The organism is Stutzerimonas stutzeri (assembly GCF_038561965.1).
Taxonomy (GTDB): domain Bacteria; phylum Pseudomonadota; class Gammaproteobacteria; order Pseudomonadales; family Pseudomonadaceae; genus Stutzerimonas; species Stutzerimonas stutzeri_AA.
The window spans coordinates 544912-570828 of the sequence record NZ_CP139348.1 but is presented as its reverse complement, the minus strand read 5'-3'; the positions used below and the strand labels follow the sequence as shown (position 1 = coordinate 570828).

The window sequence follows — 25917 nt, the reverse complement described above, 5'->3', positions numbered from 1 at the left end:
CACGTTTCGAGAGTGGTGCATGTATCACACCTTCGTTCCCGTTCTGCTGCTACGTACCCTGGTTGCCGCTTCGGCGATGAGCCTGGTCGTTGCCTGTGCAGCCGAACCCCTCGCGCAGTCCACTCTGGTCAGTAATGCCTCACCCTCGGCCACCCCGCGTAGCGACACCGCCGCGGTCGATGTGCGCCCGGAAGCCGCCCATCTGAGCTTCAGCCAGTGGCGCGAACAGTTCCGTAGCGAAGCCCTGGCGGCAGGTATTTCCGCCAAGACCTTCGACCAGGCGTTCGCTGGCGTTGAACCCGACCCTGCAGTGATTGCCGCAGATCGTAGCCAGCCTGAATTCACTCGCCCCGTTTGGCAGTACCTGGAAGGCGCCATCTCCCCCCAGCGCGTGCGCAGCGGGCAACGCCTGCTTAACGAGAATGCCGCTACCCTGGACAAGATCGAGGCACGCTACGCTGTCGATCGCGAAACCCTGGTCGCCGTATGGGGCCTGGAAAGCAGCTTCGGCCAGATCATGGGTGATAAATCGGTCATCCGTTCGCTGGCCACCCTTGCCCATGAAGGCCGGCGTCCGGCGTTTGCCAAGAGTCAGCTGATCGCCGCACTGGAAATCCTCCAGCATGGCGATGTCGCGCCCCAGCGCATGCGTGGCTCCTGGGCTGGCGCCATGGGGCAGACGCAGTTCATTCCGACCACTTACAACACCCACGCCGTGGATTTCGATGGTGATGGCAAGCGCGATATCTGGAACAGCTCTGCCGATGCCCTGGCTTCGGCCGCGCACTACCTGCAGGCGTCCGGCTGGAAGCAGGGGCAACCCTGGGGATTCGAGGTGCAGTTGCCGAAAGAATTCGACTACGCGCTGGCCGACAACGAGATCCGCAAGCCGCTTGCCGAATGGCGCCGCCTCGGCCTTCGCGGCCTGCCCAGCGACCAGGAAGAAGCCAATGCCAGCCTATTGCTGCCAGCAGGCCATCGTGGCCCGGCGTTCCTCATCATGGATAACTTCCGCGCCATCCTGCGCTACAACAACTCCTCGGCCTATGCGCTGGCGATTGGTCTGCTGGCAGAGAGCTTCCAGGGCAAGGGACAAGTTGCGGGCAGCTGGCCGCGCGGTGAACAGCCGCTGAGCCGCTCCGAGCGCCTCGAACTGCAGGAACGCCTCGTTGCGCAGGGCTTCGATCCGGGTACGCCGGACGGCATCATCGGAGCCAATACCCGCAAGGCCATTCGCGGCTTCCAGCAGCGCCTGGGGTGGCCGGCCGACGGCCATCCCACCCAGGAACTGCTCGGCCGGCTACGCGCCCAGCCCTGATCGCGCAACGCAACTGACGATACAAAAAAAGCCCCGGTCATGCCGGGGCTTTCGTTTTCGTCCATAGCTGGACGCCTGCTTACCATCAGTGTTTGACGGCCACCTCATAGAGGTAATCCGGCAACGGATCGATGACCACCTGCTTGCCTTGGTAATGGGCTTGCACCGCCTCAAGCGGCACGACGCCGTGAGGTACGCGCTGATCGCCACCAAGACGCTGGCGAGCGCGGTAGTCGATCACGCAGCCATCGGTTTCGACCCAGAAATGCGGTGACACCACCTTTCCGTCCAGCTCGACCTGCCCCAACATGGCTCGGTATGGGATGTGCTGCTTGGCCAGCCGCGTCACGACCAGGCGACTCATCGCATCGCACTCGACCTTCGCGGCATCCAGATCGTCAAGGAGGTCCTTTAACTGGGGTTCGTTCATCTGCTGCGGCCCTCGGTTGGCCTCATGGTGTAAACGAACGCCACTATAGACCAAAGTCTAATGCGGCGTAATGCCGCAATTTTCTTGCCATTGCATTCGAGACGACTTCTAGCCATGCAGCGGGCAAGAAAAAGCCGCGTTGGCAGTAGCGCCTGCCAACGCGGCTTCGGGGAGCCAATGCCCCATAAAGGTACGCGCCGTTTAGTCCTGCTTGGCTCCGTGCGCCTGCTGATCGGCGTGGTATGAGGAACGCACCAGCGGACCGGAAGCGATGTTCTTGAAGCCCATCTTCATGCCCTCTTCGGCAAACCAGGCGAAGATATCGGGATGCACGAAGCGCTGCACCGGCAGATGGTTGCGCGAGGGCTGCAGGTACTGGCCAAGTGTGAGCATATCGATCTCATGCTCACGCATGCGATGCATGACCTCGATGACTTCTTCATCGGTTTCACCCAGGCCGAGCATCAGCCCGGACTTGGTCGGCACGCCCGGTACGCGCTGCTTGAACTTCTCCAGCAGATCCAGCGACCACTCGAAATCCGAACCCGGACGCGACGACTTGTAAAGCCGCGGTACGGTTTCAAGGTTGTGGTTGAACACATCCGGCGGTTCGCTGGCAGTAATGTCCAGCGCGATATCCATGCGGCCCCGGTAATCAGGCACCAGGGTTTCCAGCTGGATCGATGGCGACAGCTTGCGGATCTCGCGCAGGCAATCAGCGAAATGCTGGGCACCACCGTCTCGCAGGTCGTCACGGTCCACCGAGGTAATCACCACGTACTTCAGGCGCATGTCGGCGATGGCTTGGGCGAGGTTCTTCGGCTCATCCGCGTCCAGCGCATTCGGGCGGCCGTGGCCAACGTCGCAGAACGGGCAGCGACGCGTGCAGATGTCGCCCATGATCATGAAGGTCGCGGTCCCGCTGGAGAAGCACTCGCCCAGATTAGGGCAGGAGGCCTCTTCGCAAACGCTGTGCAGCTTGTGCTTGCGCAGGGTCTGCTTGATCTGGTCGACCTCAGGGGAGACCGGGATGCGCACGCGAATCCAGTCCGGCTTCTTCGGCAGTTCATCGGTAGGGATGATCTTCACCGGAATCCGCGCAACCTTCTCGGCGCCGCGCAGCTTGACGCCGGCCTCTACCTTGGCTGGGCGCTTGCCTACTGTTTCTATACTACTCATATGCTTCGATTCCGCCCGCGAGGGTCTTCTGTTGCGCGTATCCGAGCTGCCGGACCAGTTGCTCGCGCAGTCTATCGGCCACTTGGCTGATGTCGACCGGCCCGATCAAGTCACGCATCTGGGTCATGGGCAGCCCTGCATAACCGCAGGGATTGATGCGCCGGAAAGGCTCGAGATCCATGTCCACGTTCAGCGCCAGGCCGTGGAAGGAACGGCCGTTGCGAATGCGCAGGCCCAACGATGCGATCTTCGCGCCGTTGACGTAAACACCGGGTGCATCCGGCTTGGCGGCGGCCTCGACACCGTAACCGGCAAGCAGATCGATCAGGCTGCGCTCGATACGGTTTACCAGTTCACGCACACCAATGCCAAGGCGGCGCACATCGAGCAACAGATAGCCAACCAACTGGCCGGGCCCGTGATAGGTCACCTGACCGCCACGGTCCACCTGGACCACCGGAATATTGCCCGGAAACAGCAGGTGCTCGGCCTTGCCGGCCTGCCCCTGGGTGAACACCGGAGGATGCTGCAGCAGCCAGATCTCGTCACCGCTGTCAGCACCACGTGTATTGGTGAACTGCTGCATGGCCTGCCAGGCAGACCGATACTCGATCAGACCGAGCTCACGCACACCCACTTCGTGGGTCATCACAGCACCATGTGAACACGGCCAGTGGCACGCAGATCGACATGGATGGCCTGCAACTGCTCGACGCCGGTGGCGGTGATCAGTACCTGCAGCGAAAGAAAGCGCCCGTTTCGACTGTCACGGGTGACTACGGTGGCCTCATCGAAATCTGGCGCATGGCGCTGGATGACTTCAATCACGACCTCCCGAAAACCCTCGCCGGCGTCGCCGATCACCTTGATCGGGTAGCGCTCGCAAGGAAAGTCGATCTTGGGTGCAGCTACATCTTGGTTATCGGTCATGGCGTAACGGACTCGTGATCCGCAAGTGCGCCGCGGCGGGATCAGCCAGGGCGCACTCGAGCGTGGTCAGTTGAACAAGCTGTAGAAGAAGAGGCGAATGCTATCCCAAAAGCGACGGAACAGCCCACCCTCTTCGATGGTTTCCAGCGCTACCAGGTCGGTGCTGCGCACCACCTTGTCGTCCAGCTTGACCTCGACCTTGCCGATCACGTCGCCCTGCTGGATCGGCGCGGTGAGCGTGCCGTTGAAGCTCATCACAGCCTGCAGTTTTTCTACCTGGCCACGCGGCAGGGTCATGGTCAGATCCTGCGCCAGGCCGGCCTTGAGCTTGTCCTGCTGGCCTTTCCAGACCTGCGCCTGGGCCAGCTCAGTACCTTTCTGGTAGAAGGTGCGGGTTTCGAAGAAGCGGAAGCCATAGGTCAGCAGTTTCTGCGTCTCTGCTGCACGGGCCTGCTCGCTGTCGGTGCCGAACACCACCGAGATCAGGCGCATGTTGTCGCGCACGGCAGACGCCACCAGGCAGTAGCCGGCTTCTTCGGTATGGCCGGTTTTCAGGCCATCGACGGTCTTGTCGCGCCACAGCAGAAGGTTGCGGTTAGGCTGTTTGATGTTGTTCCAGAAGAACTCTTTCTGCGCATAGATGGCGTAGTGCGCTGGATCTTCATAGATGATCGCCCGCGCCAGCTTGGCCATATCGCCAGCCGAGGAGTAGTGATCCGGGTCCGGCAGGCCGGTGGCATTCATGAAATGGGTATTGGTCATGCCCAGACGCTGGGCGGCGCTGTTCATAAGATCGGCAAAGGCTTCTTCGCTGCCGGCGATGTGCTCGGCCATGGCCACGCTGGCATCGTTGCCCGACTGAATGATGATGCCGTGCAGCAGATCGTCCACCGAAACCTGCGTGTTGACCTGGATGAACATACGCGAGCCGCCAGTACGCCAAGCCTTTTCACTCACGGTGACCATGTCGTTGTCGCTGATCTGGCCCTTCTGGATTTCCAGGGTGGCGATATAGGCAGTCATCAACTTGGTCAGGCTGGCGGGTGGCAGACGCTCGTCGCCATTGTGCTCGACCAATACCTCGCCGCTGGCCGCGTCCATCAGCAGGTAGGACTTGGCGGCAAGCTGAGGAGCCGACGGCAGGATCTGGGCCGCCCAGACGGTCGGAGCGACCGTCAGCAGAGCCAGGACTATGAAACGTTGCACGAGGCTGGTGATGTTCATCCGAATCTCAAAGTTGGTCAGGTAAAACAGGCAAGGTTTGCAAAGGGTCAATCGGCGGCGACGCGACGCGGCTGCCCGAGATTGGCCAGGCGAACGCTTTGCTCGAGCTGCATGGCTTCATCCGGCGTATCGATGGGCCCCAGCCGCACCCGATGCAGGGTCTGCTGGTTGTGCACCACCGAGCTGATGAACACCGGCGCAGACACCACGCCGCTCAGCTTGTCCTTCAACAACTGAGCTGCATCCGGATTGGCGAAGGCGCCAACCTGGAGAAACAGGCCAGCGGCTGCGGGCGAAGCGTTTTTTTTTGCGTCGATTTCAAGCGGCACAGTGGCCGCAGCGTGCTGCTGAGGCGGTGGTGTGTACTGCTCGATCGGCTGGGCAATGCTGCTGGCGGGTTTGGCGGCGGCCATCTGCGGCTGCGCCATCATGCTCGGCACCGGCCGGCCCTGCTGCGCCCACCACTGCTCTGGGTCGATGCCTTCGACCTTGACCCGCGCCGTGCCGCTTTCTGCAAAGCCGAGCTTCTTCGCCGCAGCAAAGGACAGATCGATGATCCGATCGGAGTAGAACGGGCCGCGATCATTGACGCGCAACGTCACCACGCGCCCATTATCCAGATTGGTAACCTTGACGTAGGTAGGTAGCGGCAGCGTCTTGTGCGCAGCGCTCATGCCGTAGAGGTCGTACTTTTCGCCATTGGCGGTGGGCTGTCCGTGGAACTTGGTGCCGTACCACGACGCCGTCCCGGTAGCCGAGTAACGGCGGCCATCACTGATCGGGAAATAGGTCTTGCCCAGCACAGTGTAGGGGTTGGCCTTGTACGACCCGTAATGCGGCATCGGTACCGCGTCCTGGATCTGCGAGACGTCAACATCCCACCAGGGCGCGCCGTCCTTGTGCGGCCGGGCATAGTCGCCAGGGCCGCTGCTGCCGGCCGGCTTGCTCTGCGTGCTGCTGGGTGCCGGCGTCGACGAACAGCTCGCCAGCAATACGCCTGTCACACCCAACGCCATCAACCTTGTCCAGAGAGCACTCATTGTTCGCCTCGCGCTTCGGCCAGCAGCTGCGACAGCTGATGCACGGCCATGGCGTACATGACGCTGCGGTTATAGCGGGTAATGACATAGAAGTTCGGCAGGCCCAGCCAGTATTCGTCGCCCTCTGCGCCTTCCAGACGGAAAGCCGTCACCGCCGTGTCATCAGCCACGGACTTGTCGAACTTCCAGCCCAGGGCGCGCATCTCGCCGGCGTTCTTCTGCGACTCGAGGCCGACGGTCAGGCCCTCCTCGAAACGCTTGCCGGATACCTTCGCGCGAGCCACGACGCGATCACCAGCGGTCCAGCCGTGCTGTTTGAAATAGCTGGCCGCACTGCCGATCGCGTCGGTGGGGTTGTTCCAGATATCGATGCGGCCATCGCCATCGAAGTCCACGGCATAGGCGCGGAAGCTGCTCGGCATGAACTGCGGCAAGCCCATGGCACCTGCATAGGAGCCCTTGAGGGTCAACGGATCGACCTGTTCCTCGCGGGTCAGCAGCAGGAACTCCTTGAGCTGCTGGCGGAAGAAAGGCTGCCGCGGCGGGTAGTCGAAGCCCAGCGTCGACAGCGCATCGATCACTCGATGACTACCGGTGTTGCGGCCATAAAAGGTTTCGACGCCGATGATCGCCACGATGATCTCAGCCGGCACGCCGTATTCGGTTTCTGCGCGAGTCAGCGAGGCTTCGTTCTCGCGCCAGAAATCGACGCCCTGAGCGATGCGCGAATCGGTGAGGAAGATCGGCCGGTACTCCTTCCACGGCTTGACCCGCTCGGCCGGCCGCGAAATGGCATCGAGAATCGCCTGCTTGCGTTCGGCCTGCTTGAACAGGTCGCGCAGCTGCTCTCCGGCGAAACCGTAGTCGCGGGTCATTTCCACGATGAACTCGTCCACGTTGGGGCCGGTGTAGTCCGCGGCCTGCAGCGGCAGACTTCCCAGCACAGCGCCGGCCAAGCCCACGCCCCCCAGCATCCGTGCCACCCAGCCACGCCGTAATGAAGTCAACAAATTCACTCTCGTCAAACCTGTGCGATCCACTTGCGATGGGTGTGAATCGACATTAAAACCCCGAACCCTGACAGCAGGGTCACCAATGAAGTTCCGCCGTAACTAATGAAGGGCAAAGGCACCCCCACCACCGGCAACAGCCCACTGACCATACCGATATTGACGAAAACGTAAACAAAGAAGGTCATCGTCAACGCACCGGCCAGCAGTTTTCCAAACAATGTCTGCGCCTGCACCGTGATGACCAACCCTCGGGTAATCAGCAGGATATACACCAACAGGAGCAGACAGACGCCAACCAGGCCGAACTCCTCGGCGAGCACGGCGATGATAAAGTCAGTATGGCTTTCCGGCAAAAAATCCAGATGCGATTGGGTTCCAGCCAGCCAGCCCTTACCGAAAACGCCACCCGAGCCGATCGCCGCCTTCGACTGGATGATGTTCCAGCCCGTGCCCAGCGGATCGCTTTCGGGATCGAGGAAGGTCAGCACGCGCTGCTTTTGGTAATCGCGCAACACGAAGTACCACATCGCCACGGCGATCGGGACCACGGCGGCCACAGCACTGATGATCCAGCGCCAGCGCAGACCGCCGATGAACAGCACGAACGCACCAGAGGCGAGAATCAACAGCGCGGTACCGAGGTCAGGTTGCTTGAGAATGAGCACGAAGGGAGCAAGGATCATCGCCAGGCTGATCGCGGTGTGCTTGATGCCCGGCGGCAGACTGCGCGAGGACAGATACCAGGCGATGGTCATCGGCATGATGATCTTCATGAATTCGGACGGCTGAAAACGGACCACGCCAGGAATATTGATCCAACGTGTGGCCCCCATCGCCGTGTGGCCGACGACCTCTACCGCCACCAGCAAGCCCACGACGCCCAGGTAAGCGAGCGGCACCCAGCGCGCCATGAAGCGCGGCTCGAACTGGGCGATGACCAGCATGGCGCCAAGGCCGAGGCCGAACGAGGTCGCCTGCTTGATGACCAGATCCCAGTTCTTGCCGCTGGCCGAATAGAGGATGAACAGGCTACCGGCCGCCAGCATCAGTAACAGCACGAGCAACAGCCCATCGATATGCAGGCGCTGCAACAGACTCGCGCGGCGGCGCAGCACGTCCTCGCTCGACAGCGTACGGTCGAAATTGCCGCTCATGGTTTCTTCCCTTGGGCGGTCACGGGTGGGGCGAATTCCGCCTTGAGCTTGCCCTCCTCATCCAGCAGCCAGGCGTCCATCACCAGCTTGGCCACGGGCGCCGCGACGCCTGACCCGGATTCGCCGTTCTCGACCATCACCGCGACGGCGATCTTCGGGTCATGGACCGGTGCGAAGGCGACGAACAGTGCGTGGTCGCGATGGCGCTCGGCGAGCTTGGCGCTGTCGTACTTCTCGCCCTGGCGGATCGCGACGACCTGGGCGGTACCGCTCTTGCCGGCGATCCGGTAGACGGAGCTGTCACCGACCTTGCGTGCCGTGCCGCGAGCACCGTGCAACACCTGCTCCATGCCGTGCGCCGCGTAGTCCCAGAAGCGCGGATCACGCAGCTGGATATCCGGCACCGGATCGGAATCGACTGGCGCCTGGCCGCCAACGCTGCGCGCCAGATGCGGGCGAATCCACTTGCCGCGAGTCGCCATCAGCGCAGTGGCCTGAGCCAGCTGTAGCGGTGTGGCCTGCATGTAGCCCTGCCCGATGCCGAGGATGACGGTTTCGCCGGGATACCAGGGCTGACGGTAACGCGCCCGCTTCCAGTCGCGAGACGGCATTAGCCCGGCGGTTTCCTCGTGCATGTCGAGCGAGACGCGCTGACCCAGGCCGAAGCGGGTCATGTAGTCATGCATGCGATCAACGCCCAGCTTGTGGGCCATGTCATAGAAGTAGGTGTCGTTGGAGCGCGCAATGGCCAGATCCAGATCCACCCAGCCGTCGCCGCTGCGGTTCCAGTTGCGGTACTTGTGCTGCACGTTGGGCAACTGAAAGAAGCCCGGATCGAAAACCCGGGTGGTCGGCGTGACCACGCCTGCGTCGAGTCCGGCAACGGCCATCATCGGCTTGATCGTCGAACCCGGCGGATACAGACCACGCAGCACGCGGTTGTATAGCGGCCGGTCGATGGAATCGCGCAGCTCGCCGTAGTCCTTGAAGCTGATACCGGTGACGAACAGGTTGGGATTGAAGCTTGGCTGACTGACCATCGCCACCACTTCGCCGGTAGCCGGCAGCAGCGCGACGATCGCACCGCGACGCCCGCCCAGCGCTTCCTCGGCAGCTTCCTGCAGATCCAGATCGAGCGACAGGGTGATGTCCTTGCCGGGAATCGGATCGGTTCGCTTGAGCACCCGCAGCACGCGGCCGCGCGCATTGGTCTCGACTTCTTCGTAGCCGACCTGTCCGTGCAGCTCATCCTCGTAGAACTTCTCGATGCCAGTCTTGCCGATGTGGTGCGTGCCGCTGTAGTTGACCGGATCGAGCTGCTTGACCTCCTGCTCGTTGATCCGCCCGACATAGCCCACCGAATGGGCGAAGTGCGCGCCCTGCGGGTAGTGCCGGACCAGCTGCGCAGCCACCTCGACGCCTGGCAGGCGGAACTGGTTCACCGCAATACGGGCGATCTGCTCTTCGGATAGCTCATACATGATCGGCACCGGCTCGAACGGCCGTCGCCCCTGCAGCACGCGCTTCTCGAACAGCCCGCGCTCTTCTTCGCTGAGATCCAGCACCTCGACCACTGCGTCGAGCACCGTCTTCCAGTCGCCGGCGCGCTCACGGGTGACGGTCAGGCTGAAGCTCGGCCGGTTGTCGGCAATCACGCGCCCCTGCCGATCGAAGATCAGCCCGCGATTGGGCGGAATCGGTTGCACATGGACACGGTTGTTTTCCGACAGCGTCGAATGATGCTCGAACTGCACCACCTGCAAGTAATACATCCGCGCCACCAGCACACCGATCAGCAGCAACACCAAGGCAAGGCCCACGGCCACGCGCCGGCGCACCAGCACGGCGTCCTTCTCGTGATCCTTGAGCTGAATCGGTTGCGGCATATCGAAGGGGTTCGCGGACTACTTGTGATAAGGATGACCGGACAGCAACGTCCAGGCGCGGTAGATCTGTTCGCCGATCAGAATTCGCACCAGCGGGTGCGGCAGGGTTAGCGGTGACAGCGACCAGCGCTGCTCGCTGCGCGCGCAAACCTCCGGCGCCAGCCCTTCCGGGCCGCCAACCATGAGATTGACGTTGCGTGCGTCGAGCCGCCAGCGCTCGATTTCAGCAGCCAGCTGCTCGGTGCTCCACGGTTTGCCATGCACCTCGAGCGTGACGATGCGCTCGCCCGGCTGGACCTTGCCCAGCATGGCCTCGCCTTCCTGGCGAATCAACCGCGCCACATCCGCATTCTTACCGCGGGTGTTGAGCGCAATCTCGTGCAGTTCCAGCGGCAGCTCGGACGGCAGACGCTTGGAATATTCCTGCCAACCGTCCTCGACCCAACGCGGCATCTTCGAGCCGACCGCGATCAGCTTGATACGCACGGATTATTCCGAGTCGTGGGTGTGCTGCGCGCGGCTCTGTTCGGCGCCCTGCCACAAACGCTCCAGGTCGTAGAACTGACGGGTCGGTACCTGCATCACATGGACGACCACATCGTCCAGGTCCAGCAGTGCCCACTCGCCACCCTCGAGCCCTTCGCTGCCGAGCGGACGAACGCCCTGCTCCTTGACCTTCTCCAGTACGTTTTCGACGAGCGACTTGACGTGCCGGCTGGAGCTCCCGCTGGCAATGATCATGTAATCGGTGACACTGGTCTTGCCGCGAACATCGATGGTGGTGATGTCCTGGCCTTTCAGATCTTCCAGGGCGGTAATTGCCAGCTGGACCAACTCTTCAGTTTGCATAACGTGAAAACAACCTCAGTTCGACGCCCGGTACAGTCCGTGCGCGTTGATATAAGCCAGTACGGCATCGGGAACCAGGAATCGGACCGACTTGCCACTGGCCAGCAATTGGCGAATCTGCGTGGCGGACACCTCCAGTGGTGTCTGCCAGACGAAAGCAATCTGCCCACTCCCCCCACAAAGCACCTGAGGGTCTGGCACGCTGCGCGCAGCCAGCAGATCACGTAGCGCTTGCGGCGCCTCGCTGCCGGCGTCCGGCCGCTGCAGTACGAGGATATGGCAATAATCGAGCAGCTCCTCCCAGCGATGCCAGGTGGGCAGCCCGCAGAAGGCATCCCAACCCACTACCAGCAACAGTTGGTCTTCCTCGTCCAGTTCGGCGCGCAGCGAGATCAGCGTATCGATGGTGTAGGACGGCTTCTCCCGCTCCAGCTCGCGTGCGTCCACGCACAGCGGCGGCAGATCCTGCACCGCCAGACGGACCATCGCCAGGCGATCCTGCGCCGAGCAATTAGGGGTGTCACGATGCGGCGGCCGTGCATTGGGTATCAGCCGCAGCTCGTCGAGAGCGAACATCTCAGCCACTTCCAGCGCGCCGCGCAGGTGGCCGATATGTACCGGATCGAAGGTGCCGCCGAGAATACCAATGCGCCGGGCGCCGCTGCCTTGGCTCATCAGGTACGGACGTGGCCGTCGCCGAAGACGACGTACTTCTCGCTGGTCAGCCCCTCCAGGCCAACCGGGCCACGGGCGTGAAGCTTGTCGGTGGAAATACCGATCTCAGCACCCAGGCCATACTCGAAGCCATCGGCGAAACGCGTCGAGGCGTTAATCATCACCGACGCCGAATCCACCTCGGTGAGGAAGCGTCGGGCATCGCTGAAGTTCTCGGTGACGATCGCATCGGTATGCTGCGAGCCGTATCGATTGATGTGTTCGATGGCCGCATCCAGTGAATCAACGATGCGGATCGACAGGATCGGTGCGTTGTACTCGGTCGCCCAGTCTTCTTCGCTGGCCTCGAGCACGCCGCTGCCAAGCAGCGCTCGAGTCCGCTCGCAGCCGCGCAGCTCCACGCTCTTTTCACGGTAGATCGCGGCCAGCGGCGGCAGGACCTGCTCGGCGATATCCGGATGAACCAGCAGCGTCTCCATGGTATTGCATGGTGCAAAGCGCTGGGTCTTGGAGTTGTCGGCGATGCGAATGGCCTTGTCGACGTCTGCTGCGACGTCAACGTAGACATGACAGATGCCGTCAAGATGCTTGATCACCGGCACCCGTGCGTCGCGGCTGATGCGTTCGATCAAGCCCTTGCCGCCGCGCGGCACGATCACATCGACAAACTCCGGCATGCTGATCAACGCGCCGACCGCGGCCCGGTCAGTGGTTTCCACGACCTGCACGGCGGCTGCCGGCAATCCGGCCTCGGCCAGGCCGAGCTGAATGCAACGGGCAATCGCCTGGTTGGAATGAATCGCTTCGGAGCCGCCACGCAGAATAGTTGCGTTGCCCGACTTCAGGCACAGGCTGGCGGCGTCGATGGTTACGTTGGGCCGCGACTCGTAGATGATTCCGACCACGCCCAGGGGCACGCGCATCTTGCCGACCTGGATGCCGGACGGCATATAGCGCATGTCGCGGATCGCACCGATCGGGTCTGGCAACGTGGCGACCTGGCGCAGCCCTTCGATCATGCCGTCGATTACCTTGGGCGTCAGTGCCAGGCGGTCGAGCATCGCGGCGTCCAGACCATTGGCACGGCCACCGGCCAGGTCCAGCTCATTGGCAGCCACCAGCTCGTCGCGGGCGGCGTCGAGCGCGGCGGCGGCAGCCTGCAGGGCGCGGTTCTTCTGCGCCGTACTGGCGCGCGCAAGCACTCGCGAGGCCTCGCGCGCGGCGCGGCCCAGGCGGGTCATGTAATCGAGTACGGACTCGGTCATGGATCTAGCTGGCCTGACTGAAGGGAAAGCGGCGGATTATAGCCACCCCGGGCGCCCACGCACAGCGGCGCCGGGCGAAAGGCGCTCGAATGCCATGTCGCCCCGCTCAAGTGCGACGGCGCTGCGCACCCGCCAATGTCGCGGAGTATCCTCGCCTGAGGAAACCCACAGCCCTTTCGCCAGGTCGAAAGCGCTCACGATTCAAGGAATTACCCATGAGCCAATGGCTCGAAACCCTCACCCAATGGCTGGCCGCCAATCCGCAGTGGCTGGGTCTGGCGCTGGTCATCGTCGCCTGCATGGAGTGCCTGGCCGTGGTCGGCCTGATCATTCCAGGCACCATCATGGTCTTCGCCATCGCGGTGCTGGCCGGCAGCGGCGTGCTGACCCTGGGGCAGACTCTGCTGCTGGGCTTTGTCGGCGGGCTCATCGGCGACCTGCTTTCCTATGCGCTCGGGCGGCGCTATCACCAGGGCATTCGCAGCCTGCGCGGCCTGCGCGACCATCCGGAGTGGCTGTTACGTGCCGAGCACTATTTTCAGCGCTACGGCGTGGCCAGCCTGCTGGTTGGCCGCTTCATCGGCCCGCTGCGACCCATGCTGCCGATGACTGCCGGCATGCTCGACATGCCGTTCGGACGCTTCCTGCTGGTCAGTCTGTGCGCTGCAGCTGGCTGGTCGATGGCCTACCTGCTGCCGGGCTGGAGCGCCGGAGCCGCCATGCGTCTGCCGCTGCAAGACGGCTTCTGGAGCGAGGCGGCCGTGGTTGTCGGCGCCCTACTGATACTTGTTGGCGCAACCGCCTTCGGCAGTCTGCGGCAGCTGCGCTGGGTGAGCGCCGTGTCGGCCGGGCTCAGCGTCGTCATCCTTCTCGGGCTATTTTTCGGCTGGCCTCATTTGAAAGAGCTCGATGAAGGTCTGCTCGCGGTAATCCAGGGCGAGCGCAGCGCAACCTTCGACCGCATCATGGTCATCATCACCCGCGTCGGTGACTTCCATACCCAGCTGTGGGCCGCCGTGCTGTTGTGCGTATTGCTCCTGGCGTCGCGCCAATGGCGTGCAACGGTATTCGCCATTCTCACGCTACTGGGAACGGCAACGGCGAACGGTGCATTGAAGGCAACCTTTGCTCGGGTCCGTCCCGAAGTGCTGATGGAGCCGCTGAGCAGCTACAGCTTCCCCAGCGGGCACAGCTCGGCGGCTTTCGCCTTCTTCCTGACCCTCGGGGTGCTCGCTGGCCGCGGCCAGCCGCCCCGCCTGCGGCTCGCCTGGTTGGTACTGGCCAGCCTGCCGGCAACGGCAATCGCGCTCTCGCGGGTCTACCTGGGAGTGCACTGGACCACGGATGTCACCGCCGGCGCATTGCTCGCCGCTTGCATCTGCGCAGTCAGCCTGACCCTGGCGCAGTGGCGCAGCCCATTGACCGCGATGCCGCCGAAGGTCTGGTGGCTGATTCTGCCGGCGTGCCTGGGCCTGCTCGGTGCATTCAGCATCTGGGCGTTACCAACGGCGATGCAGATGTACCGGTATCAGTGATCACGTCTGCGAACCTGCGATCCGCAATATTTTTTAGCGCGAATCAGAAATGTGCGAGACATCGTTGCGCATATCGCACCACCGACGGAAAGTGCCACCTTGGCAGAGCAGCCTTCTGCCGTTGAGTTTTGGATAACTCACTAATTGTCCAGGGACCAGGATCATTCCGATGCGCGAGTCACACCTTCTAACGTTCAGTACCCACGATGCGGTAGAGCTTTCCTACCGCCATTGGCCCGCGCTTTCGCCCGTAGAGACTAAAAGGCGGGCCGTCGTGATGCTTCATCGCGGGCATGAGCATTCGGGTCGACTGACCCACCTCGTCGATGAACTTGAGCTCCCTGACTGTGACTTCTTTGCCTGGGATGCGCGCGGGCACGGTCTGTCGCCTGGCGCACGCGGGGACAGCCCAAGCTTTGCAACGAGCGTGCGAGACGTGCAGACGTTCATTGATCACATTGGCTCGACCCACCGCATCGAAGAGGAAAACCTGGCCATTGTTGCGCAAAGCGTAGGAGCGGTGGTCGTTGCGACATGGGCTCACGACTACGCGCCCAAAGTTCGGGCTCTGGTACTGGCATCACCAGCGTTCAAGGTGAAGCTTTACGTACCGTTCGCACGGACGGCTCTAAAGTTGATACGGGCGCTTCGCGGCAACTTCTTCGTCAACAGCTACGTCAAGGCCCGTTTCCTGACGCACGATCCTGTGCGGATCCAGAGCTATCAGCAGGATCCGCTCATTGCCAGGGCCATTTCCGTGAACATGCTCCTCGGGCTGCATGAAGCTGCACGGCGCGTGGTTGCAGATGCGCAGGCGATTCACATCCCAACTCAGCTCCTCATTTCAGGCGCAGACTTCGTTGTCGAACGCAAACCGCAGGTAACTTTTTTCGAAAGACTTGGCAGCATACGGAAAGAAAAACACGTCCTGCCCGGCTTCTTTCACGACACGCTGGGCGAGCGAGATCGTAGCCGGGTAATAAGCCAGGCCCGTCGCTTCATACGTCACAACTTTGATACGCCAATGGCGTCCCCGTCGCTCCTCGATGCGGACCGAATAGGCCCGATGTGTGCAGAAGCGGAAGCACTGGCTGCCCCTGTTCCTCCGAATTCCATACAAGGACATTACTGGCGCGCCATGCGTACAGGAATGAGCCTTGGCGCCCAGCTTTCCCATGGGCTGAAGCTCGGTTTCGAGACCGGTTTCGATTCCGGCAGCACGCTTGATTACGTCTACAGAAACAAACCGACGGGCCTGACTGTGCTGGGGCGCAAGATTGACCAGCTCTATTTGAGTTCCATAGGCTGGCGCGCAATACGCCGGAGAAAAAGACATGTAGAAGAACTGTTACGCGGGGCGATCAGCCGCCTGCGAAGCGCCGATCAGCCAGTGCGCATCGTGGACATTGCCGCCGGCCATGGTCGCTACATTCTCGAAGCAATACAGGACCTCGAAGAGCGCCCAGCATCGATCGTTCTGCGCGATTACAGCGATATCAACGTCCGCGACGGCAGTGCCCTGATCCAGGCAAAGGGTTTCGGCGAGGTCGCCCGGTTCATCAAGGCAGACGCATTCGACCAAGCGGATCTGGCCACACTCTCGCCGCGCCCCACGCTTGTAGTGGTGTCGGGACTCTACGAGTTGTTCGGCGACAATCAACTGGTCGGCCGCTCTCTGGCCGGCGCCGCCGAAGCGCTGGAACCGGGCGGGTATATCGTGTACACGGGACAACCCTGGCACCCACAGCTGAAACTCATAGCCCGAGCGCTAACCAGTCACCGAGATGGACAGCCATGGGTCATGCGGCGGCGTACCCAAGCGGAGATGGACCAACTGGTAGCAGCGGCAGGCCTGGTTAAAATCACGCAGCGTATCGACGACTGGGGAATCTTTACGGTCTCGTTGGCACAAAAGCCTTACTGACAGCTCCCCGGCCCTCTCTGGCGACACCATGGTCGGCCGATGCGGCTTTAGGTCACTTCGGCTCACACATGAGAAGACAGGCCTTAGGCCCCATCCTGCAGCAACTCGAGCAGGCCTTGAATCTGCTCAAGCTGCTGCTCCGGCTCATCCAGCCCAAGCAGTTCGATCTTCTGCTCCGGCTCGAACGGCAGCAGGTAGGCCAGCTGGCTGGCCAGGGATGCCTGGTCGCTCACCGCGCCGCCCAGGCCCAGGGTTTTCACCATCGGGTGCTGGCCGAGCGCTGCAAGCAGGACGATCAGGTCAGCGTGTTGCTCGGCCAGCGGCTGCGGATCGGGCTCGCTGCGCCAGGCAACCTCGGCGACGGTCAGCTGGTCGCGCAGCACCTCGGATGACTGGACGTCGAACCGCCGCCCACCCTCCACGCGAATGCCCAACAGCCCGTTGGGCAGCTGCTGCCAATCGCGAATCAATGCCTCGCAACCGACCCTGGCGAAGGATGTCGGCGCGGCACCTACTTCACTGCCAGCGAGAATATGCACGACACCAAAGCCATGCCCTGCCTTGAGGCACTGACTGACCATGTCGAGATAGCGCGCCTCGAAAATCTGCAGGTCGAGGGCGCAACCGGGGAACAGCACGGTATCCAGCGGAAACAACGGCAATCTCATGCGGACTCCATCACAGCAACAGGGCCACCACCAACGGCAACAGCACCGCGGTCATCACCCCCATCAGGCTCATGGCCAACGCCGCGAAGGCACCGCATTCGTCGCTTTCCTGCAGCGCTTGCGCGGTGCCCACGGCGTGGGCAGTCAGCCCGAGCGCAATGCCACGGGCTGCAGGATGCTGAACGCCAAAGCGGCGCAACAGTTCCGGACCGAGAATCGCACCGAGCACTCCGGTGATCATCACGAACACCGCAGCCAGGGCCACCACGCCGCCAATCTGCTCGGCCACCAGCATGGCGATCGGCGAGGTCACCGACTTCGGCGCCAGGGTCATCAGGATCATCCGGTCGGCGCCGAACAGCCAGGCCAGCGCCATGCCCAGCGCCGTGGCGAACACACCGGCAAACAGCAAGGTGATCACGATTGGCCCGAACAGCTCGCGGATCCGTCGCAGGTTCAGGTACAGCGGCACGGCCAGGGCGACGGTGGCCGGCCCCAGCAAAAGCGTTAGCCACTGCGCACTGATGCGATATTCGTCATAGTCGATGCCACACAGCAGGAGGATGCCGACGATCATCGTCATCGACACCAGCACCGGCTGCAGGAATACCCAGCGGGTCTTCTCATACGCGGCATAGGCCAGCTGAAATACGGCCAGGGTAATACCCACACCGAACAGTGGATGATGGATCAGCGCCTGCCAGGCGGCATACCAATTCAATTCAATCATGCGGCCTCCTTGCGGCGCTGCTTGCGGCGGATCAGCGTCTGCATCAGCCAACCGGTGAAAATCAGCGAAAGCAGCAGCGAGATCACCAGTACGCCGACGATGGCCCAGAAGTCCTTGAGAATTGCCTCGGTATAAGCCATCACCCCCACCGCCGGCGGCACCAGCAAGAGCGGTAGATAGCGCAACAGACTGCTGGCGGCCAGTTGCAGCGATTCACTTGCCCTGCCGCGCGCCAGCAGGCCGGCAAACAACAGCACCAGCCCTATGATCGGCCCCGGCAGCATGGGCAGGAACAGCACATTGAGTACGGTGCCGAGCAACTGGAATGCGACCAGCCAGGTCAGACCTCTGAGCAGCATGGGAGCCTCCTGCAAAATTGCGACAGTATAAGGGTCAACTCCACCCGGCGCCCGCGCAGCGCTATGACGGGCCATTCGCGTTGCCGATGCTGGTTTGCCGGCACCCACGCTCGTGCTGATCTAGACCTGCTTACGACGCCAACGCCCACTAGCACTTTGGGCCCGGCGGCGCACCTCTAGCCAAGCTGCACGCCTTGCAGCCGTACAAGAACAATCAGGAGGACATATGCCACAGGTACCCGTTGGACAGCTCAAGGACTACATCGGCAAGGAACTGGGCCATTCCGAATGGCTGACCGTCGACCAGGAGCGCGTCAACCAGTTCGCCGACTGCACCGGTGACCACCAGTTCATCCACATCGATAGCGAGAAAGCCGCCCAGACGCCCTTCGGCGGCACCATCGCCCATGGCTTCCTTTCGCTGTCGTTGCTGCCGATGCTCTCTGGCGACCTGCTTGTGGTACCGGAAGGCATCAAAATGGGCGTCAACTACGGCCTGGACAGCCTGCGCTTCATCCAACCAGTGCGCGTCGGCTCGCGGGTGCGCCTGGGGCTCACACTGATAGATGCCCACGAGAAAAATCCCGGGCAGTGGCTGCTCAAGGCCCGCGCGGTTATGGAGATCGAAGGCTCGGAGAAACCGGCCTACATCGCCGAAACCCTGGCCCTGTGCATTCTCTGACCACCACGCCGGCGCAGTTGTCGCAGCCCGCCAGGTTTGCGGCATACTGCGGTCGTCTCGCCTGAGCGGATGTCCGCATGCTGCGTTTTCTTCCCTTCGTTCTGATCGGCCTGCTCACCGCCTGCGGTGAAGGCGAACCTCTCACGCCGGTCAATGCGGTGTTGCCGGATGGCGGCCGCTATCGCGGCGACATCGTCGACGGGCTGCTGCAAGGCGGCGGCCGCATCGACTATCCGAACGGCAGCTATTACCTCGGCCAGTTCAAGGACGGCCAGTGGCACGGTCTGGGCACCTGGCACAGCGCGACCGGCGACCGTTACGAGGGTGAGTTCAAGCAGGGTCTGTTCGACGGCCTCGGCCGTTTCAGCTATGCCGAGGGCGGCGTCTACGAGGGCGAATTCAAGGACGGCAGCATGCATGGCCATGGGCGCTTCAGCCAGGACGGCACGGTCTATGAAGGTGAGTTCCGCGACAACCTTTACCACGGCCAGGGCAGTCTGGAATACGCCGACGGCTTCAGTCATCACGGCCAGTTCCGCAAAGGCCAGCCGGATGGCCCCGGCACACGCAGCGACGCCGATGGCCAGCTCAGTGGCGACTTCATCGCCGGCAGCCTGAAGGGCGAAGGCAGCTTCGTGACCAGTCAGGGCGAGCGCTACAGCGGGCAGTTCGAAAACGATCAGTTCCACGGCCAGGGTCACTACGAAGACAGCGCGGGCAATGCCTGGAGCGGTACCTTCATCCACGGCGAGCTAAGCGGCACTGGCACACATGTCGCTGACGACGGTAGCCGCTACAGCGGTCAGTTCCGCAACTGGCGCTACCACGGCCAGGGTCGCCTCGATCGCGCCGACGGCAGCTTCTATGCCGGCGGCTTCCGTCAGGGCCGCTTCGACGGCGATGGCGTACTGACCCAGGCGGATGGCACCGAACATCGCGGCATCTGGCGCAACGACAGGCAGGTGCGCGACGAACAAGGGCGCGCCCTGCCAGACCCCCTCGAACTTGCCCTGCTCGACCAGGGCGCTCTGCTTGAACGTGCCATAGGAGCGCTACCGCTTTCCAGCCCAACCCAGGAGCTTTACACGCTTACGGTTGCCGGCGACGGCCGCCAGAGCGTGTTCATGCGCGAGGCCGACTATGTGCAAAAACTGCTCGCCGAGCGCTTCGCCGCCCACGGCCAGCTCAGCCTGGTCAACCATCGTGACCATCTGACCGACCGCCCGCTGGCGACTCGGGAAAACCTGGCCCGGGCGATTCGCGCGCTAGCCGAACGCAGCGGCGAGGAGGATCTGATATTTCTCTATTTCACCAGCCACGGTTCGGCCGATCACGAACTGGTGCTGAACCAGCCACGCCTCTCGCTGGACGACTTGCCCGCAGCCGATCTGGCGCAACTGCTCGCGCCACTCGCCGGGCGCAACACCGTTTTGGTCATTTCGGCCTGCTATTCCGGTGGTTTCATCGAGCCATTGAAGAATGAGCACACCCTGATCATGACCGCCGCTCGCGCTGATCGGGTCTCCTTCGGCTGCTCCGAGCAGAGCGACTTCACCTACTTCGGCCGCGCGCTGTTCGCCGAAGCGCTGCAGGAAACCGACGATATCGTGCAGGCCTTCACGCTGGCCACGGCAAAGGTTGCCGAACGCGAGCAGGCCGACGACTATCAAGCATCGGAACCGCAGCTGTGGGCGCCTGAACCGGTCGTCCAACGCTGGCAGGAACTGCAGCAGCGGCGTGCCACCCAATGATCGCCACAGGAGCAAGACCATGTATTTGACGCCCCAGCGTATTTTGCTTGCCGGCGCCACCGGACTGACTGGCGAGCACCTGCTCGATCGCCTGCTCAACGAACCCACCGTCGAACGTGTGCTGGCGCCCACGCGCAGGCCGCTGGCCGCCCATCAGCGCCTGGACAACCCGATCGATGAGCTGCTGACCTTGCTGCCCACCCTCAGCGGCGAGATCGATACAGCATTTTGCTGCCTGGGCAGCACGCTCAAGCAGGCCGGCACGCAGGATGCGTTCCGCGCCATCGACCACGACCTGGTATTGGCCTTCGCCCGGCGGGCCAAGGAGATGGGCGCCCGCCATTTGCTGGTGATCAGCTCACTGGGCGCCAACCCGGACAGCTCGATCTTCTACCTCAAGGTCAAAGGCGAAATGGAAGCGGCGCTGCAGCAACAGGACTGGCCGCAGCTGACCATTGCGCGACCGTCGCAGCTGATTGGTCCACGCCTGGAGCCACGGCTTAGTGAACGCATCGCCGCTCCGCTATCGCAATTGCTGCCAGGCAAGTACCACGGTATCGAAACGTGCACGCTGGCTCGCGCGCTATGGCGACTGGCACTGGAAGAAGGCGAAGGCGTACGCATCGTCGAATCGGACGAGCTGCGCAAGTTGGGGAAATAACTGTCGGCGCCTCGCCAAAAGGCGCCGCTTGACTACTGGATGGACGACGCTGCGGCATCGCTCTCACGATGATCATCAGTGACGTAGGGTGGATGTCGCTTTTTACACCCACCTGGCCTCGCCGGTGGGTCGGCGAAGCGTGATCCACCCTACGATCAGCAAGCGCGTCAGGCGTTAACGCCGCCTTTCAGACCTTGATGAAATGCTCGCGGTAATGGCGCAGCTCGGCGATAGAGTCACGAATGTCGTCGAGCGCCAGGTGAGTGCCACTCTTGTTGAAGCCTTCCATGATCTGCGGCGCCCAGCGTACCGCCAGCTCCTTGAGTGTCGACACGTCCAGGTTGCGGTAGTGAAAATACGCTTCCAGCTTCGGCATCCGTCGGTAGAGGAAGCGCCGGTCCTGGCAGATGCTGTTGCCGCAGATGGGCGACTTACCCTTGGGTACCCATTGCTCCAGAAAGGCCAAAGTCATTTGCTCGGCCTCTGCAGTGGAAATCTTGCTCTCACGCACCCGTTGAGTCAGACCCGAGCCGCCATGCTGGCGGGTATTCCACTCATCCATGCGCGCCAGCGTTTCGTCGCTCTGGTGCACCGCGATCACCGGCCCTTCGGCGAGCACGTTGAGCTGACTGTCGGTAACGATGGTCGCCATCTCGATGATGACGTCGGTATCCGGGTCCAGACCGGTCATTTCCAGGTCGATCCAGATCAAATTTTGCGGGTTCTGCATGGCGGGCTCCTTGGCTGTGCGGCGCAGTTTAGCCGCTCGTATCGACGCCGTCAGGTGCCGTACTGCCTGGGTACCAGATCAGCAGCCGCGAACTGCGCCAATCATCGAGCTGCAGCACTTCGAAGGGCTCGACCCCTGGCACCGCGAAGCTGTTGCTGATCAACAGCGCGCCGGGGCGCATCTCGGTGCGCGCCTTGTTCCACAAGGCCGGCATGGGCGCCGGCGAAAGGAAGCAATAGACCACGTCGTACTCGCCGAGATCGACACGCCATAGACTGAGCAGACGGATATGGCAGTTACGTCGCGGCAGACAGCGCAACCAGGACAGCCCGAAGGTCAGCGGCGCGGTTTCCACGCCGATGAACTGTGCCGCCGGAAAGTCTCGCGCCAGACGTGACAAGGAACCTGCCAGCCCGCTGCCCAGATCGATATAGCGGAAGTCAGTCGGCAGCGCGGCCAGCCGGCTGCGCAACCGGCGCTCGGCTTCACGACCGGTCAGGTAGAGCGGCACCCGCTCGGTGAAGGCGTTCCAGTTCAGCAGCAGCAATAACGAGAACGCGCCCAGCGGAATCCAGCCTGGCACATCCAGATCGCGCAGCAAAACCAAGCCAGGGACGAACATCAGGTTGATTGCCAGCCACCAGACCGATAGCCCGAGCCGGGCTCCGATCAGCGCAGCCAGACAACCCTGCGCCAGTGCGACAACGACAAGACTCGGGCGTACGCCGAGCATGCCGGCCAGGCCAAGCAACAGCAGCCAGACAACCAGCAGCGCCAGCAACTGGGCCAGCAGCGCACGCAGGATCGGCAAGCGAGTAAGGACAGAGACGGGCATGACCGACAATCAACAGGTGATGAAGCGCCAGTCTAACCCTCCGACTTCAACGCCATACAGGCCTAAGTGGCCGTGTTGCAGCGTGCTAGACTCGCTCATCAATCTCAGAGACAACCGAATTCATGGCCAAACGCCAACTCAACCGCCGGCAGAACTGGCGCATCGAGAAAATTCAGGAAGAGCGCGCCGCCCGCGCTTCGCGCCGCGAAAGCCGTGCATTGGAAGAACTCGAAGGCGGCGACCTTGGCCCGGAGCAGACCGGGCTGGTGATTGCGCATTTCGGTGTGCAGGTCGAGGTCGAAGCGCTGGAGGGCGAGCAGAGCGGACAGGTGTTCCGCTGCCACCTACGCGCCAACCTGCCAGCGCTGGTCACCGGGGATCGCGTGGTCTGGCGCCCTGGCAACCAGGGCATTGGCGTCATCGTCGCGCAACTGCCGCGACACTCGGAACTCTGCCGACCGGACACCCGCGGCCAGCTCAAGCCGGTGGCGGCGAATGTCGACCTGATCGTCATCGTCTTCGCCCCGCTACCCGAGCCCCATGCCAACCTGATCGACCGCTACCTGGTCGCCGCCGAGCACGCCGGTATCACTCCGCTGCTGCTGCTGAACAAGGCCGACCTGATCGACGCGGACAACGAGGCAGCGCTGAACCGCCTGCTGGACGTCTATCGGCAGCTGAATTATCCCTTGCTGGAAGTCTCTGCCCACGGTGGCGGCGGCATGGATGCGCTCAAGGCACGACTCGACGGGCATGTCAGTGTTTTTGTCGGGCAATCCGGGGTGGGCAAATCCTCGCTGGTGAACAGCCTGCTGCCGGGCGTCGATACCCGCGTCGGCGCGCTGTCGGAGTTGACCGGCAAGGGCACCCATACCACCACCACGGCACGGCTTTTCCACTTTCCCGGTGGAGGTGAGCTGATCGACTCGCCCGGCATCCGCGAATTCGGCCTCGGCCATGTCAGTCGAGACGATGTCGAAGCGGGCTTCATCGAATTCCAAGATTTGCTCGGCCATTGCCGCTTCCGCGACTGCAAGCATGATCGCGAACCCGGTTGCGCGCTGCTCCAGGCACTGGAAGACGGACGCATCCAGCCGCAACGCATGGCCAGCTATCGGCACATACTCAGCAGCCTGCCAGAGCCCGAATATTGAAGTCGGGCGCTTAGCGAGCCCCAGGCTGACTGAACTGCAGCACGCCGTCTTCGAAGATATTCAGCCGCTCGCGTAGTTCTGGCGCTTGCAGCGGGTCTTCGACTGCAGGCACAGCGCCTTCGGCATCAGGTCGTCCGGCCGCATCGGGTTGCTCGCCCTCGATAGAACGCTGCGCCTTCTTGGTCAGTACGAGAATATCGATTCGACGGTTGACCGGATTGAGCGGGTCTTGGCGGTCGAACAACGCCGATGAGGCGTAGCCCACCACCCGGGCGATCTGATCCTCCGGGTAGCCGCCGATGACCAATGTACGCCGGGCCGCATTGGCGCGGCCCGCCGAGAGCTCCCAGTTGCCAAAGTCGCCACGGCCGGAAAACGGCTTGGCATCCGTATGCCCGCTTACGCTGATCTTGTTCGGCACCGCCGCGATGGTATCCACCAGTGCCAGCAGGATGTCTTCGAAGTACGGCTGCAGCTGCGCGCTGCCGAGGGCAAACATTGGCCGATTCGCGGCATCCATGATCTGGATGCGCAGGCCGTCCTGGGTGATTTCGAAGAGGATCTGGTCCTTGAACTTCTGCAGCTCAGGGCTCTCGTCAACTTTGTTCTGCAGCTCTTGCAGTACGAGATCGAGACGCTCGCGCTCCAGTTGCTCGGCAAAAGTCTCGGCCTGCTCGCTGTCAATCTGCGCTTCCTTCTGCGCCGGCTCCAGCTCCTGATTGAGCGTGCGATCCGGGGAGGGCGTTGGCGTGCCGCCCAAATCGATGACGTGCGGGCTGGCACTCTCGGTGAAGCCGATCGGGTCCTGAAAGTAGCCGGAAATGAGTTTCTTCTGTTCCGGCGTGGCCGAACTCATCAGCCACATCACCAGAAAGAACGCCATCATTGCCGTGGCGAAGTCAGCAAAAGCGATCTTCCAGGCACCACCATGATGGCCGGCAGCGACCTTCTTGACCCGCTTGACGATGATCGGTTGAGTATTGTCCATGGCGAGCCTTTACGCGCCGCGCATGGCTTGCTCGAGCTCGGCAAAGCTCGGGCGGTGCGCCGGATAAAGAACCTTGCGCCCGAACTCGACGGCCAAGGTCGGCGGCATGCCGGAGGCCGAGGCGACCAGCGTCGCCTTGATTGCCTCGTAAACGTTCAGCTCTTCCTTGGCGTCGTGCTCCAAGGCCGAGGCCAGCGGGCCGAAGAAACCGTAGGAGGCCAGAATCCCAAGGAAGGTCCCCACCAGTGCCGAGCCCACTTTGTAGCCGATCATCGCGTTGTCTGCTTCGGCCAGGATCGACATGGTGATCACGATACCCAGCACCGCCGCGACGATACCCATCGCCGGCAGGCCGTCCGCCACCTTGCTGACCGCGTGCGCAGGATGATCGAGCTCTTCCTTCAGGCTGTTCAGCTCCATATCGAACAAGCCTTCGAGCTCGTGGGGCGCCATGTTGCCCGATGACATGATGCGCAGGTAATCGCAGGTGAAGGCAGTCATTCGCTCGTCCTGCAGAAACCCGGGGTACTTGCTGAACAGCGGGCTCGCGGCGGGATCTTCCAAGTCAGCCTCGATGGCCATCATTCCTTCACGACGGCTCTTGTTGAGGATCGAGTAGAGCAGGCTGAGCACTTCCAGGTAATAGGCGTGGGTAAAGCGCGTGCTGAACATTTTCAGCGACTTCTTGAACACCAGCATAGTGGTGCTGCCCGGGTTGGCCTGTAGAAAGCCACCCAGCGCTGCGCCACCGATGATCATCACCTCGAACGGATGTATGAGCGCGCCGATCTTGCCGCCCGAGAGCACGAATCCGCCCAGCACACTGGCGAACACGACGATAATCCCGATAATTTTGACCATAGGAGGTACGTCTAGAACCTGGTTACGAGCCGTCAGGACCGCGGGCAACAGCTGCCGCCAATCGCCGCCAGACGAC

General features: G+C 62.4%; 27 protein-coding genes. 7 read left to right on the top strand and 20 right to left on the bottom strand.

Features of this window, described 5'->3' with window-relative positions; translation table 11 throughout:
• Positions 1–19: 19 nt before the first annotated feature.
• The gene (locus SM130_RS02485; RefSeq protein WP_102824257.1) at positions 20–1318 is read left to right on the top strand and encodes a lytic murein transglycosylase; all 1299 of its coding nucleotides are present in this window, start codon (positions 20–22) and stop codon (positions 1316–1318) included.
• Between the two features lie 85 nt (positions 1319–1403).
• Here the strand turns inward: SM130_RS02485 and SM130_RS02480 are convergent, their stop codons facing one another.
• The 13 genes from SM130_RS02480 to SM130_RS02420 form a co-directional block, all read right to left on the bottom strand.
• Entirely contained in the window at positions 1404–1748 is a 345-nt protein-coding gene (locus tag SM130_RS02480) for a hypothetical protein (protein WP_102824256.1), read from the bottom strand.
• Positions 1749–1949: 201 nt separating this feature from the next.
• On the bottom strand, positions 1950–2927 hold the full coding sequence (gene lipA / locus SM130_RS02475; protein ID WP_102824255.1) for a lipoyl synthase: 978 nt from the start codon (positions 2925–2927) through the stop codon (positions 1950–1952).
• The gene (lipB, locus tag SM130_RS02470) at positions 2920–3576 is read right to left on the bottom strand and encodes a lipoyl(octanoyl) transferase LipB (RefSeq protein ID WP_102824254.1); all 657 of its coding nucleotides are present in this window, start codon (positions 3574–3576) and stop codon (positions 2920–2922) included. Before lipB ends, lipA begins: the two co-directional genes overlap by 8 nt.
• Complete coding sequence (locus SM130_RS02465; protein ID WP_023444922.1) at positions 3576–3857, bottom strand: DUF493 domain-containing protein; 282 nt, start codon at positions 3855–3857, stop codon at positions 3576–3578. The genes lipB and SM130_RS02465 overlap by 1 nt, the downstream gene beginning before the upstream one ends.
• Before the next feature lie 66 nt (positions 3858–3923).
• Positions 3924–5081: a D-alanyl-D-alanine carboxypeptidase family protein gene (locus tag SM130_RS02460; RefSeq protein WP_102824253.1), complete on the bottom strand. Its 1158-nt coding sequence runs from the start codon at positions 5079–5081 to the stop codon at positions 3924–3926.
• A 47-nt stretch (positions 5082–5128) separates the two neighbouring features.
• On the bottom strand, positions 5129–6121 hold the full coding sequence (locus tag SM130_RS02455; protein WP_102824252.1) for a septal ring lytic transglycosylase RlpA family protein: 993 nt from the start codon (positions 6119–6121) through the stop codon (positions 5129–5131).
• The gene (gene mltB, locus SM130_RS02450) at positions 6118–7095 is read right to left on the bottom strand and encodes a lytic murein transglycosylase B (RefSeq protein WP_102824251.1); all 978 of its coding nucleotides are present in this window, start codon (positions 7093–7095) and stop codon (positions 6118–6120) included. Before mltB ends, SM130_RS02455 begins: the two co-directional genes overlap by 4 nt.
• A gap of 47 nt (positions 7096–7142) precedes the next feature.
• Positions 7143–8288 (bottom strand): rod shape-determining protein RodA, encoded by a 1146-nt coding sequence (gene rodA, locus SM130_RS02445; protein WP_102824250.1) that lies wholly within the window; start codon positions 8286–8288, stop codon positions 7143–7145.
• Positions 8285–10174, bottom strand: a complete 1890-nt coding sequence (mrdA, locus tag SM130_RS02440; protein WP_102824249.1) for a penicillin-binding protein 2 — start codon at positions 10172–10174, stop codon at positions 8285–8287. Before mrdA ends, rodA begins: the two co-directional genes overlap by 4 nt.
• Positions 10175–10192: 18 nt before the next feature.
• On the bottom strand, positions 10193–10660 hold the full coding sequence (gene rlmH, locus SM130_RS02435) for a 23S rRNA (pseudouridine(1915)-N(3))-methyltransferase RlmH (protein ID WP_102824248.1): 468 nt from the start codon (positions 10658–10660) through the stop codon (positions 10193–10195).
• 3 nt (positions 10661–10663) lie between these two features.
• The gene (gene rsfS / locus SM130_RS02430; protein ID WP_102824247.1) at positions 10664–11023 is read right to left on the bottom strand and encodes a ribosome silencing factor; all 360 of its coding nucleotides are present in this window, start codon (positions 11021–11023) and stop codon (positions 10664–10666) included.
• 15 nt (positions 11024–11038) lie between these two features.
• A complete protein-coding gene (gene nadD / locus SM130_RS02425) occupies positions 11039–11698 on the bottom strand; it encodes a nicotinate-nucleotide adenylyltransferase (protein ID WP_102824246.1) in 660 nt (219 codons plus the stop codon).
• Positions 11698–12963 (bottom strand): glutamate-5-semialdehyde dehydrogenase, encoded by a 1266-nt coding sequence (locus SM130_RS02420; RefSeq protein WP_102824245.1) that lies wholly within the window; start codon positions 12961–12963, stop codon positions 11698–11700. Before SM130_RS02420 ends, nadD begins: the two co-directional genes overlap by 1 nt.
• 215 nt (positions 12964–13178) lie before the next feature.
• Here SM130_RS02420 and SM130_RS02415 point away from each other — a divergent pair, with 215 nt between their 5' ends.
• Both SM130_RS02415 and SM130_RS02410 read left to right on the top strand, forming a co-directional pair.
• On the top strand, positions 13179–14498 hold the full coding sequence (locus tag SM130_RS02415) for a bifunctional DedA family/phosphatase PAP2 family protein (RefSeq protein ID WP_102824244.1): 1320 nt from the start codon (positions 13179–13181) through the stop codon (positions 14496–14498).
• A 169-nt stretch (positions 14499–14667) separates the two neighbouring features.
• Complete coding sequence (locus SM130_RS02410) at positions 14668–16422, top strand: bifunctional alpha/beta hydrolase/class I SAM-dependent methyltransferase (RefSeq protein WP_102824243.1); 1755 nt, start codon at positions 14668–14670, stop codon at positions 16420–16422.
• A gap of 83 nt (positions 16423–16505) precedes the next feature.
• Here SM130_RS02410 and SM130_RS02405 read toward each other — a convergent pair whose 3' ends face one another.
• The 3 genes from SM130_RS02405 to SM130_RS02395 are packed head-to-tail and all read right to left on the bottom strand — an operon-like array spanning position 16506 to position 18179.
• Complete coding sequence (locus SM130_RS02405) at positions 16506–17090, bottom strand: LON peptidase substrate-binding domain-containing protein (RefSeq protein ID WP_102824242.1); 585 nt, start codon at positions 17088–17090, stop codon at positions 16506–16508.
• 10 nt (positions 17091–17100) lie between these two features.
• Positions 17101–17820, bottom strand: a complete 720-nt coding sequence (locus tag SM130_RS02400) for an LrgB family protein (protein WP_102824241.1) — start codon at positions 17818–17820, stop codon at positions 17101–17103.
• A complete protein-coding gene (locus SM130_RS02395) occupies positions 17817–18179 on the bottom strand; it encodes a CidA/LrgA family protein (RefSeq protein WP_102824240.1) in 363 nt (120 codons plus the stop codon). Before SM130_RS02395 ends, SM130_RS02400 begins: the two co-directional genes overlap by 4 nt.
• Before the next feature lie 226 nt (positions 18180–18405).
• On the opposite strand from SM130_RS02395, the gene SM130_RS02390 reads away from it, so the two are divergent.
• The 3 genes from SM130_RS02390 to SM130_RS02380 all read left to right on the top strand — a co-directional run bounded on the left by SM130_RS02390 (position 18406) and on the right by SM130_RS02380 (position 21273).
• On the top strand, positions 18406–18861 hold the full coding sequence (locus tag SM130_RS02390) for a MaoC family dehydratase (protein ID WP_102824239.1): 456 nt from the start codon (positions 18406–18408) through the stop codon (positions 18859–18861).
• 77 nt (positions 18862–18938) lie between these two features.
• Positions 18939–20612 carry a C13 family peptidase gene (locus SM130_RS02385; protein ID WP_102824238.1) on the top strand — a complete coding sequence of 558 codons (1674 nt, stop codon included), beginning with the start codon at positions 18939–18941 and terminating at the stop codon, positions 20610–20612.
• 19 nt (positions 20613–20631) lie between these two features.
• On the top strand, positions 20632–21273 hold the full coding sequence (locus SM130_RS02380; protein WP_102824237.1) for an oxidoreductase: 642 nt from the start codon (positions 20632–20634) through the stop codon (positions 21271–21273).
• 187 nt (positions 21274–21460) lie between these two features.
• Here the strand turns inward: SM130_RS02380 and orn are convergent, their stop codons facing one another.
• Both orn and SM130_RS02370 read right to left on the bottom strand, forming a co-directional pair.
• On the bottom strand, positions 21461–22003 hold the full coding sequence (orn, locus tag SM130_RS02375; protein WP_102824236.1) for an oligoribonuclease: 543 nt from the start codon (positions 22001–22003) through the stop codon (positions 21461–21463).
• A 28-nt stretch (positions 22004–22031) separates the two neighbouring features.
• A complete protein-coding gene (locus SM130_RS02370) occupies positions 22032–22838 on the bottom strand; it encodes a trans-aconitate methyltransferase (RefSeq protein WP_102824235.1) in 807 nt (268 codons plus the stop codon).
• A 122-nt stretch (positions 22839–22960) separates the two neighbouring features.
• Between SM130_RS02370 and rsgA the strand changes: the two genes are divergently transcribed.
• The gene (gene rsgA, locus SM130_RS02365) at positions 22961–23992 is read left to right on the top strand and encodes a small ribosomal subunit biogenesis GTPase RsgA (RefSeq protein WP_102824234.1); all 1032 of its coding nucleotides are present in this window, start codon (positions 22961–22963) and stop codon (positions 23990–23992) included.
• A 10-nt stretch (positions 23993–24002) separates the two neighbouring features.
• Here the strand turns inward: rsgA and motB are convergent, their stop codons facing one another.
• Both motB and motA read right to left on the bottom strand, forming a co-directional pair.
• Entirely contained in the window at positions 24003–24980 is a 978-nt protein-coding gene (motB, locus tag SM130_RS02360; protein ID WP_102824233.1) for a flagellar motor protein MotB, read from the bottom strand.
• 9 nt (positions 24981–24989) lie between these two features.
• On the bottom strand, positions 24990–25841 hold the full coding sequence (gene motA, locus SM130_RS02355; protein WP_102824232.1) for a flagellar motor stator protein MotA: 852 nt from the start codon (positions 25839–25841) through the stop codon (positions 24990–24992).
• Between the last annotated feature and the right edge of the window lie 76 nt (positions 25842–25917).

Excerpts from the sequence above, each read along its gene's own strand:
- SM130_RS02485 (WP_102824257.1), top strand. The coding sequence starts at position 20 with ATGTATCACACCTTCGTTCCCGTTCTGCTGCTACGTACCCTGGTTGCC.
- SM130_RS02480 (WP_102824256.1), bottom strand. The coding sequence starts at position 1,748 with ATGAACGAACCCCAGTTAAAGGACCTCCTTGACGATCTGGATGCCGCG.
- lipA (WP_102824255.1), bottom strand. The coding sequence starts at position 2,927 with ATGAGTAGTATAGAAACAGTAGGCAAGCGCCCAGCCAAGGTAGAGGCC.
- lipB (WP_102824254.1), bottom strand. The coding sequence starts at position 3,576 with ATGACCCACGAAGTGGGTGTGCGTGAGCTCGGTCTGATCGAGTATCGG.
- SM130_RS02465 (WP_023444922.1), bottom strand. The coding sequence starts at position 3,857 with ATGACCGATAACCAAGATGTAGCTGCACCCAAGATCGACTTTCCTTGC.
- SM130_RS02460 (WP_102824253.1), bottom strand. The coding sequence starts at position 5,081 with ATGAACATCACCAGCCTCGTGCAACGTTTCATAGTCCTGGCTCTGCTG.
- SM130_RS02455 (WP_102824252.1), bottom strand. The coding sequence starts at position 6,121 with ATGAGTGCTCTCTGGACAAGGTTGATGGCGTTGGGTGTGACAGGCGTA.
- mltB (WP_102824251.1), bottom strand. The coding sequence starts at position 7,095 with ATGCTGGGGGGCGTGGGCTTGGCCGGCGCTGTGCTGGGAAGTCTGCCG.
- rodA (WP_102824250.1), bottom strand. The coding sequence starts at position 8,288 with ATGAGCGGCAATTTCGACCGTACGCTGTCGAGCGAGGACGTGCTGCGC.
- mrdA (WP_102824249.1), bottom strand. The coding sequence starts at position 10,174 with ATGCCGCAACCGATTCAGCTCAAGGATCACGAGAAGGACGCCGTGCTG.
- rsfS (WP_102824247.1), bottom strand. The coding sequence starts at position 11,023 with ATGCAAACTGAAGAGTTGGTCCAGCTGGCAATTACCGCCCTGGAAGAT.
- nadD (WP_102824246.1), bottom strand. The coding sequence starts at position 11,698 with ATGAGCCAAGGCAGCGGCGCCCGGCGCATTGGTATTCTCGGCGGCACC.
- SM130_RS02420 (WP_102824245.1), bottom strand. The coding sequence starts at position 12,963 with ATGACCGAGTCCGTACTCGATTACATGACCCGCCTGGGCCGCGCCGCG.
- SM130_RS02415 (WP_102824244.1), top strand. The coding sequence starts at position 13,179 with ATGAGCCAATGGCTCGAAACCCTCACCCAATGGCTGGCCGCCAATCCG.
- SM130_RS02410 (WP_102824243.1), top strand. The coding sequence starts at position 14,668 with ATGCGCGAGTCACACCTTCTAACGTTCAGTACCCACGATGCGGTAGAG.
- SM130_RS02405 (WP_102824242.1), bottom strand. The coding sequence starts at position 17,090 with ATGAGATTGCCGTTGTTTCCGCTGGATACCGTGCTGTTCCCCGGTTGC.
- SM130_RS02400 (WP_102824241.1), bottom strand. The coding sequence starts at position 17,820 with ATGATTGAATTGAATTGGTATGCCGCCTGGCAGGCGCTGATCCATCAT.
- SM130_RS02395 (WP_102824240.1), bottom strand. The coding sequence starts at position 18,179 with ATGCTGCTCAGAGGTCTGACCTGGCTGGTCGCATTCCAGTTGCTCGGC.
- SM130_RS02390 (WP_102824239.1), top strand. The coding sequence starts at position 18,406 with ATGCCACAGGTACCCGTTGGACAGCTCAAGGACTACATCGGCAAGGAA.
- SM130_RS02385 (WP_102824238.1), top strand. The coding sequence starts at position 18,939 with ATGCTGCGTTTTCTTCCCTTCGTTCTGATCGGCCTGCTCACCGCCTGC.
- SM130_RS02380 (WP_102824237.1), top strand. The coding sequence starts at position 20,632 with ATGTATTTGACGCCCCAGCGTATTTTGCTTGCCGGCGCCACCGGACTG.
- orn (WP_102824236.1), bottom strand. The coding sequence starts at position 22,003 with ATGCAGAACCCGCAAAATTTGATCTGGATCGACCTGGAAATGACCGGT.
- SM130_RS02370 (WP_102824235.1), bottom strand. The coding sequence starts at position 22,838 with ATGCCCGTCTCTGTCCTTACTCGCTTGCCGATCCTGCGTGCGCTGCTG.
- rsgA (WP_102824234.1), top strand. The coding sequence starts at position 22,961 with ATGGCCAAACGCCAACTCAACCGCCGGCAGAACTGGCGCATCGAGAAA.
- motB (WP_102824233.1), bottom strand. The coding sequence starts at position 24,980 with ATGGACAATACTCAACCGATCATCGTCAAGCGGGTCAAGAAGGTCGCT.
- motA (WP_102824232.1), bottom strand. The coding sequence starts at position 25,841 with ATGGTCAAAATTATCGGGATTATCGTCGTGTTCGCCAGTGTGCTGGGC.